Annotated in this window: 5 protein-coding genes; 1 reads left to right on the forward strand and 4 read right to left on the reverse strand. The window is 58.1% G+C overall.

The window, feature by feature from the left end:
* The first annotated feature begins 67 nt into the window (after nucleotides 1–67).
* Nucleotides 68–2,065 carry a hypothetical protein gene (locus ACGS9J_RS25165; RefSeq protein ID WP_442233346.1) on the forward strand — a complete coding sequence of 666 codons (1,998 nt, stop codon included), beginning with the start codon at nucleotides 68–70 and terminating at the stop codon, nucleotides 2,063–2,065.
* 66 nt (nucleotides 2,066–2,131) lie between these two features.
* On the opposite strand, the gene rpoH is transcribed toward ACGS9J_RS25165, so the two are convergent.
* From rpoH to ftsY, 4 genes are all read right to left on the reverse strand, one after another.
* Nucleotides 2,132–2,989 carry an RNA polymerase sigma factor RpoH gene (gene rpoH / locus ACGS9J_RS25170; protein ID WP_020824815.1) on the reverse strand — a complete coding sequence of 286 codons (858 nt, stop codon included), beginning with the start codon at nucleotides 2,987–2,989 and terminating at the stop codon, nucleotides 2,132–2,134.
* A 315-nt stretch (nucleotides 2,990–3,304) separates the two neighbouring features.
* Nucleotides 3,305–4,258, reverse strand: coding sequence for a permease-like cell division protein FtsX (gene ftsX / locus ACGS9J_RS25175; protein WP_442233344.1), 954 nt, complete (start codon nucleotides 4,256–4,258; stop codon nucleotides 3,305–3,307).
* The gene (gene ftsE / locus ACGS9J_RS25180; RefSeq protein WP_020824813.1) at nucleotides 4,248–4,919 is read right to left on the reverse strand and encodes a cell division ATP-binding protein FtsE; all 672 of its coding nucleotides are present in this window, start codon (nucleotides 4,917–4,919) and stop codon (nucleotides 4,248–4,250) included. The genes ftsX and ftsE overlap by 11 nt, the downstream gene beginning before the upstream one ends.
* A 5-nt stretch (nucleotides 4,920–4,924) precedes the next feature.
* On the reverse strand, nucleotides 4,925–6,176 hold a 1,252-nt coding region (gene ftsY / locus ACGS9J_RS25185), incomplete at its 5' end, for a signal recognition particle-docking protein FtsY (protein WP_442233345.1).

Here is a 6,176-nt window from a genome sequence, read left to right on the forward strand (position 1 = left end):
ACGCGCTACACGGACTCTGCGCGGCCGAACTCTTCCACTGGCTGCCCTGATCGGCTCGGCGCTGGCGATGCCACTTAATGGCTACGCCTGTGGGCCGGATTTCCCCAACCGTTTGCTGATCGATCGCAACGGCACGCTGCTGTATATGCCGGAAGGCAACTTTGCCTTTGAAGCCGGGCGTTTGGTCGCAGTGGATAAACAGCTGCCGTTGTGGAAAGCGCCAGCGCCGGCCACGCCGCCGAAACCGATGCCATTGTCGCCGGAAACTATCATCATCGGCAAAATGCGTGCGGCCAAAACCGTTGAAGAGGCCGATGCGGTCAATACTCAAGGGCTATCTGACGCGGCACGTCAATACCTGCTGGGCGCAGTGGCCTTCGCCGGTAAAGATCCGCGCGCCGGCGAGTACTTCCAGCAAGTTCTGGCCTTGCCCGCCGCAGAACAGGGCGACTGGGGGCTAAGGGCACAGTATTCACTCGGTCGGTTGTTGATGGGCGATCACGGCACGCCAGAACACGAAGGTGACGCCTCGACCAGCAAGGTCAAACACCCGGCGAAGCCGCAACTCGAGCAGGCGCTAGCGGCCTTCCAGCAGGTGATTGATAAAGTGAAAGGCGGTACGGCCGATCCTGATCAACTGGCACTGAGCAGCCTGGGGCAGCAGGCCCGCATTCATTTCTGGCTCGGCAACATCACCCAAGCAGCCAGGCTATATGCGCAGCAGGCGGCACAGGGCGACCAGGATGGCGGTCTGTCGCTGCAGTACGTCTCCAGTTACCTGGTCAATCCGGATCACTTCGATGTTCTGAAGCAGACAATCGCCGATCCGCTGATCCAACAACTGGTCACTATTGAGCTGTTTGCCCGCAGCAGTAATCTGCAAATGACCGATACGGACGGCACCGGTACCCGCTCTGCACAAATCATCGGCCAAATCCTGACGCTACTGGACGCCTCGGTGAAAAGCGGTTTCAGCGGCAGTGACCGGCTGGCGGCGCTGGCCTACCGAGCAGGACAATACCCGATGGCGGCCAGCCTGCTGAAACACGCCGGCGACAGTGGCCTGGCCTGGTGGTTACGCGCCAAAATGGCGCTGCGCGACGGGGATGTCAAAGCCGCCACCGCAGACTACGCCAAAGCGGCGGCCGCGTTCCCTTCCAGTGAAAGCTGGGGCGAACAGCGCAACGCGGACTTTACGCCAGAAACCATCGTGCCCGAATGCCGGGTCGCGGGGGAGCGGGCCATTCTGGCCCTGGATCGCGGCGACTATCTGCAGGCAATGGACTTCCTTTATCGCGGCAAAGATATTTACTGGGCGGACGTCGCCGATGTGGCCGAGCGCGTGCTGACCATCGACGAACTGAAAGGCTTTGTTGATAAGCATGTGCCAGCCCCGGTTACGCCATTGAAACCAGTCATTCCGGACGAGTACAACGGTCAACCGATGACGCCAGAGGTGCAACTGCGTGAACTGCTGGCGCGGCGCTTGATGCGCGCAGGACACCCTCAAGAGGCGATGGCCTATTTTGACATTCCAAATTACCGTCAGGCGGCACAACAGTACGCCGATACGCTGAAAACGGCGCAGGATAAATCCGCAGACAAGCTGACGCAGGCCAAAGCCTACTATCAGGCAGCAACGCTGCTGCGTAGCCAAGGATTGGTGTTCACGGGTTATGAGATGACGCCGGACTATGCAATTTATGACGCCGGTTATTCCTATCTGGGGGATGCCTTTGATACGCGCGAGCTCAAGCATAAGAGTTGGATCAGCAGTGCCGAGGCTGCACGGGCCAAAGCGGCGTTACCGCCACAGGATAATCGCTTCCTGCACTATCGCTGGCAGGCGGTCGCACTGGCCCAACAGGCCGCCGACTTGCTGCCGCCAAAAAGCCAGGCCTACGCCGCAGTGCTGTGCAATGCCGCCGGTTGGGTGATCAAGCGTGACGCGAAAACCGGTCGGGTGCTGTATCAACGCTATATCAATACCGGGACGCGCTATCCCTGGGCCAACAAGTTTGGCTATGACTGCCCGGCGCCAGACTTCGCCGCAGTTGCGCCATAACGCCTAATTTCAGGCACAAAAAAGCCCGGCTAATCATTAACCGGGCTTTTTAACGCTTATGCGGGATTAGGCTTCGATCGCCATTTTCAATTTCTTCATGGCGTTCTTTTCAAGCTGACGTACGCGCTCAGCGGAAACACCGTACTGATCGGCCAGCTCTTGCAGCGTGGATTTGTTGTCGTCGTCCAGCCAGCGGGCGCGAATGATATGCTGGCTACGCTCGTCCAGACCTTCCAGCGCATAGGCCAGTTTGTCTGCGGCGTTGCTTTCCCAGTTATCTTCCTCGATGCCTTCGGCGAAGTCCGAGCTTTTATCCTGCAGGTACAGCACCGGTGCCATTGACTGGCCGTCACGGGCTTCGTCGTCCGGCGTTGGATCGAAGGTCATGTCCTGCGCCGCCATGCGGGATTCCATCTCGCGCACGTCCTTGCTGGTCACACCCAATTCGCGGGCGACCAATTCCACCTCATCCTGATTGAACCAGCCCAGACGCTGCTTGGTTTTACGCAGGTTAAAGAACAGCTTACGCTGTGCTTTGGTGGTAGCAACTTTGACGATACGCCAGTTGCGCAGTACGTACTCGTGAATCTCTGCCTTGATCCAATGCACCGCAAAGGAAACCAGACGCACACCAACCTCTGGGTTGAAGCGGCGAACTGCTTTCATCAGGCCGATATTACCTTCCTGGATCAGGTCTGCCTGCGGCAGGCCGTAACCCGAGTAATTGCGGGCAATATGAGCGACAAAGCGCAGGTGAGACAGGATTAGCTGCTTAGCGGCTTCCAGATCGCCCTGATAATGCAGCCGTTCAGCCAGCTCCCGCTCTTCCTCTGCCGTCAGCATCGGATAGGTGTTGGCGGCCCGAATATAGGCTTCCAAACTGCCCTGGGGCACTAAAGCTAAAGTTTGCATTTCTTTGGTCATTCAAACCCTCTCTTGAAAAAACAGGTCATGCAGGTGATTGTCACGGCGGGGAAATGATTGATTCTACGGCAGTTGCTATTGCAAAAGCGGTCCACACGCCGGGCACCTTAACATTTTGCTGCAGATTTTGACCGCGTTCCGCCCTATTAGTTCACAGTTTTTCGATCGCATTGTGCATGACAATACGTGACGAAGACTTAGGCCGATAGGGAATTTGTGCGCTAAGAAGAGACTGGATGGGGCTTAGGTTAGTGCCGGTAGCTCTTCTCCCGCAACACGCTCGGAGCAGCAGGAGAAGAGTATACCAAAAAATCTTTATTGTGGTGTAAATCGGCGTAAATGTTGCACCGTCGCCAGCCAGGCGGCGATCCAGCCGATCATCGCGGAGACAATCAACAGCAGCAGCGCCTCATCCCAACCCAGGCCGTGCAAGGCAAAGGTGGTGCCGAAGACCTTGGCCACGCCGGTGACCACCGACTCCAGCCGCCACACCATCGCCCCGGACAACAGCAACGACAGCAACGCGCCAAAGAAGCCCAGCATCGCGCCGCCGTTCAGGAACGGCCGCAGGATAAAGCCGTCGGTGGCGCCGATCAGTTTCATCACGTTGATAGTGTCGCGACGGCTGAAGATGCTCAACCGCACGCTGTTGCCGATCACCAGGAACACCGCCACCACCATCAGCACGCCGATCATCGCAGCGACCTGCCCCACCAGTCCGGTCAGTGCCGCCAGACGGGCAAACCAACTGTCATCCATTCGCACTTCATCCACCCCCTGAACTGCCGCAACGCGATCGCGCAGGGTATTGAGGGTGTCGGAGCTTTGGAAGCTCATTTTCGGCGTGATGATAGCAACCGCCGGCAACGGGTTCTCTTCCAGCATATCCAGTGCGCCGCCAAAGCCGGACCAGTTGCGGAACTCGCCCCGGGCCTCTTCACGCGACAGATAATTCACTTTTTCAACGCCGGCTTCCGCCTTGATGGCGTCGAGCACTTTCACCGCCGCGTCATCATCCAGCGATTTATCCAGATAAACCGTCAGTTGCGGCGTGGGATACCATTGGGTCGCCGCAGTGCTGACGTTTTTCCAAACGATGTAACACACGCTCGGCAATGTCAGGGAGATGGCAATCACCATCACCGTCAGCAGCGTTGCCAACGGTTGGCGCAGCATATCCTTGACGGCATTCATCCAGGCATAGCGCCATTGTTCACGCCAGCCGCCGCGCAGCGCTTTGCTCTTGGCGGTTTTTGCATTATTCGCCATGATGCGCTCCTCCAGCCATGCGGCCCTGACTCAGGCGCAGAATGCGGTAATTGCGTCGGGCGATCAGCCCGGTGTCGTGGGTAGCCATCAGCACGGTCACGCCCACGCGGTTAAATTCCTCGAACAGGCGCAGAATGCCTTCCGACAGCGCATCGTCCAGGTTACCGGTGGGTTCATCCGCCAGCAGGACCGCGGGCTTGTTCACCACCGCACGGGCAATGCCCACACGCTGTTGTTCACCGCCGGAAAGCTGGATCGGGAAGTTTTTCGCCTTATCCAGCAGCCCGACCTTGTCCAACGCGGCGGAAACGCGGCGACGGATATCTTCGGTGCTGGCACCGGCGATGATCAGCGGCATCGCCACGTTGTCATACACCGTACGATCCAGCAGCAGATGGTGATCCTGGAAAATCATGCCGATCTGACGACGCAGGAACGGCACCTCGCGGTTTTTCAACCGGCTGATGTCGTGGCCGCCAAACCAAATATGGCCGGCGCTTGGCCGTTCGATACCACAAATCAGTTTCAGCAGGGTACTCTTCCCCGCGCCGGAATGGCCGGTCAGAAACGCCATCTCCGCCGGGCGCAGATGAAAATCTACCCCCTGCAGTGCCTGCCGTCCGCCCAGATAAGCTTTACTGACCTGTTCAAAGCGAATCATCCGTATTAATCCTCTCGGGCAAAAAGTGCCTCAATAAAATCGTCAGCCTTAAACGGCCGCAAATCTTCGATGCCTTCCCCAACGCCAATATAGCGAATCGGGATACCGAACTGATCGGCAATGGCGAAGATCACCCCGCCCTTGGCGGTACCGTCCAGTTTAGTCAGTGTGATACCGGTTAAGCCCACGGCCTCATTAAATAATTTCGCCTGGCTGACAGCATTCTGTCCGGTGCTGGCATCAAGAGTCAGCATAACCTCATGGGGGGCCTGGTCGTCCAGTTTTTTCATGACGCGGACGATCTTCTTCAGCTCTTCCATCAGGTGCGCTTTGTTCTGCAAACGGCCTGCCGTATCAGCCAGCAGCACGTCGATGCCGCGCGCCTTGGCGGCCTGCACCGCGTCGTAAATCACCGAGGCGGAGTCCGCGCCGGTATGCTGCGCCACCACCGGGATCCGGTTGCGCTCGCCCCACACCTGCAACTGCTCTACCGCCGCCGCACGGAAGGTATCCCCCGCCGCCAGCATCACCGATTTGCCTTCCGCCTGGAACTGGCGGGCCAGCTTACCGATGGTGGTGGTTTTACCCACGCCGTTCACCCCAACCATCAGAATGACATACGGGTTTTTACCGCCAACATCCAGCGGCTGATCAACTTTAGCCAGAATTTCAGACATTTCCTCCTTCAGCTTACCGTACAGCGCATCGGCGTCTTTCAACTGCTTGCGGCTGGCGTGCTGGGTCAAGGAGGTAATGATTTTACGCGTGGTTTCCACGCCGACGTCGGCAATCAGCAGCTGTTCTTCCAGCTCTTCAAACAGTTCGTCATCAATTTTCTTGCCGCGGAACAGGCCGACAAAGCCGGAGCCCAGATTCTGCTTGGTTTTCACCAGGCTGCGTTTCAGGCGGGCAAAGAAGCCTTCTTTGGTCGGGCGTTCCTGCTCCTGAGTCACCGCCGGGGCCAGCAGCTCAGGTTGTTGTTCTTCTTCAGTGGCTGGAGCGACGATAATCGGTTCCAGCGCTACGTTGGCCGGCAATGTCTCCGGTTCCGGTTCTGACACAATCACTTCTGGCTCGGGCGCAATCACTTCCGGCACGGTTTCGATAACCGGTTCCGGTGCGATCACTTCCGGCTCTGATACGACGACCGCTTCAGGTTCGGGCTCGATAATAAGCTCAGGCTCAGGCTCAGGCTCAGGCTCAGGCTCAGGCTCAGGCTCAGGCTCAGGCTCAGGCTCAGGCTCAGGCTCAGGCTCA

The organism is Serratia quinivorans (genome assembly GCF_052113645.1).
Lineage (GTDB): Bacteria > Pseudomonadota > Gammaproteobacteria > Enterobacterales > Enterobacteriaceae > Serratia > Serratia quinivorans_B.

What these genes read in the sequence shown, in the direction of transcription:
- ACGS9J_RS25165 (WP_442233346.1), top strand. Translation starts at nt 68, where the DNA reads ATGCCACTTAATGGCTACGCCTGTGGGCCGGATTTCCCCAACCGTTTG.
- rpoH (WP_020824815.1), bottom strand. Translation starts at nt 2,989, where the DNA reads ATGACCAAAGAAATGCAAACTTTAGCTTTAGTGCCCCAGGGCAGTTTG.
- ftsE (WP_020824813.1), bottom strand. Translation starts at nt 4,919, where the DNA reads ATGATTCGCTTTGAACAGGTCAGTAAAGCTTATCTGGGCGGACGGCAG.
- ftsX (WP_442233344.1), bottom strand. Translation starts at nt 4,258, where the DNA reads ATGGCGAATAATGCAAAAACCGCCAAGAGCAAAGCGCTGCGCGGCGGC.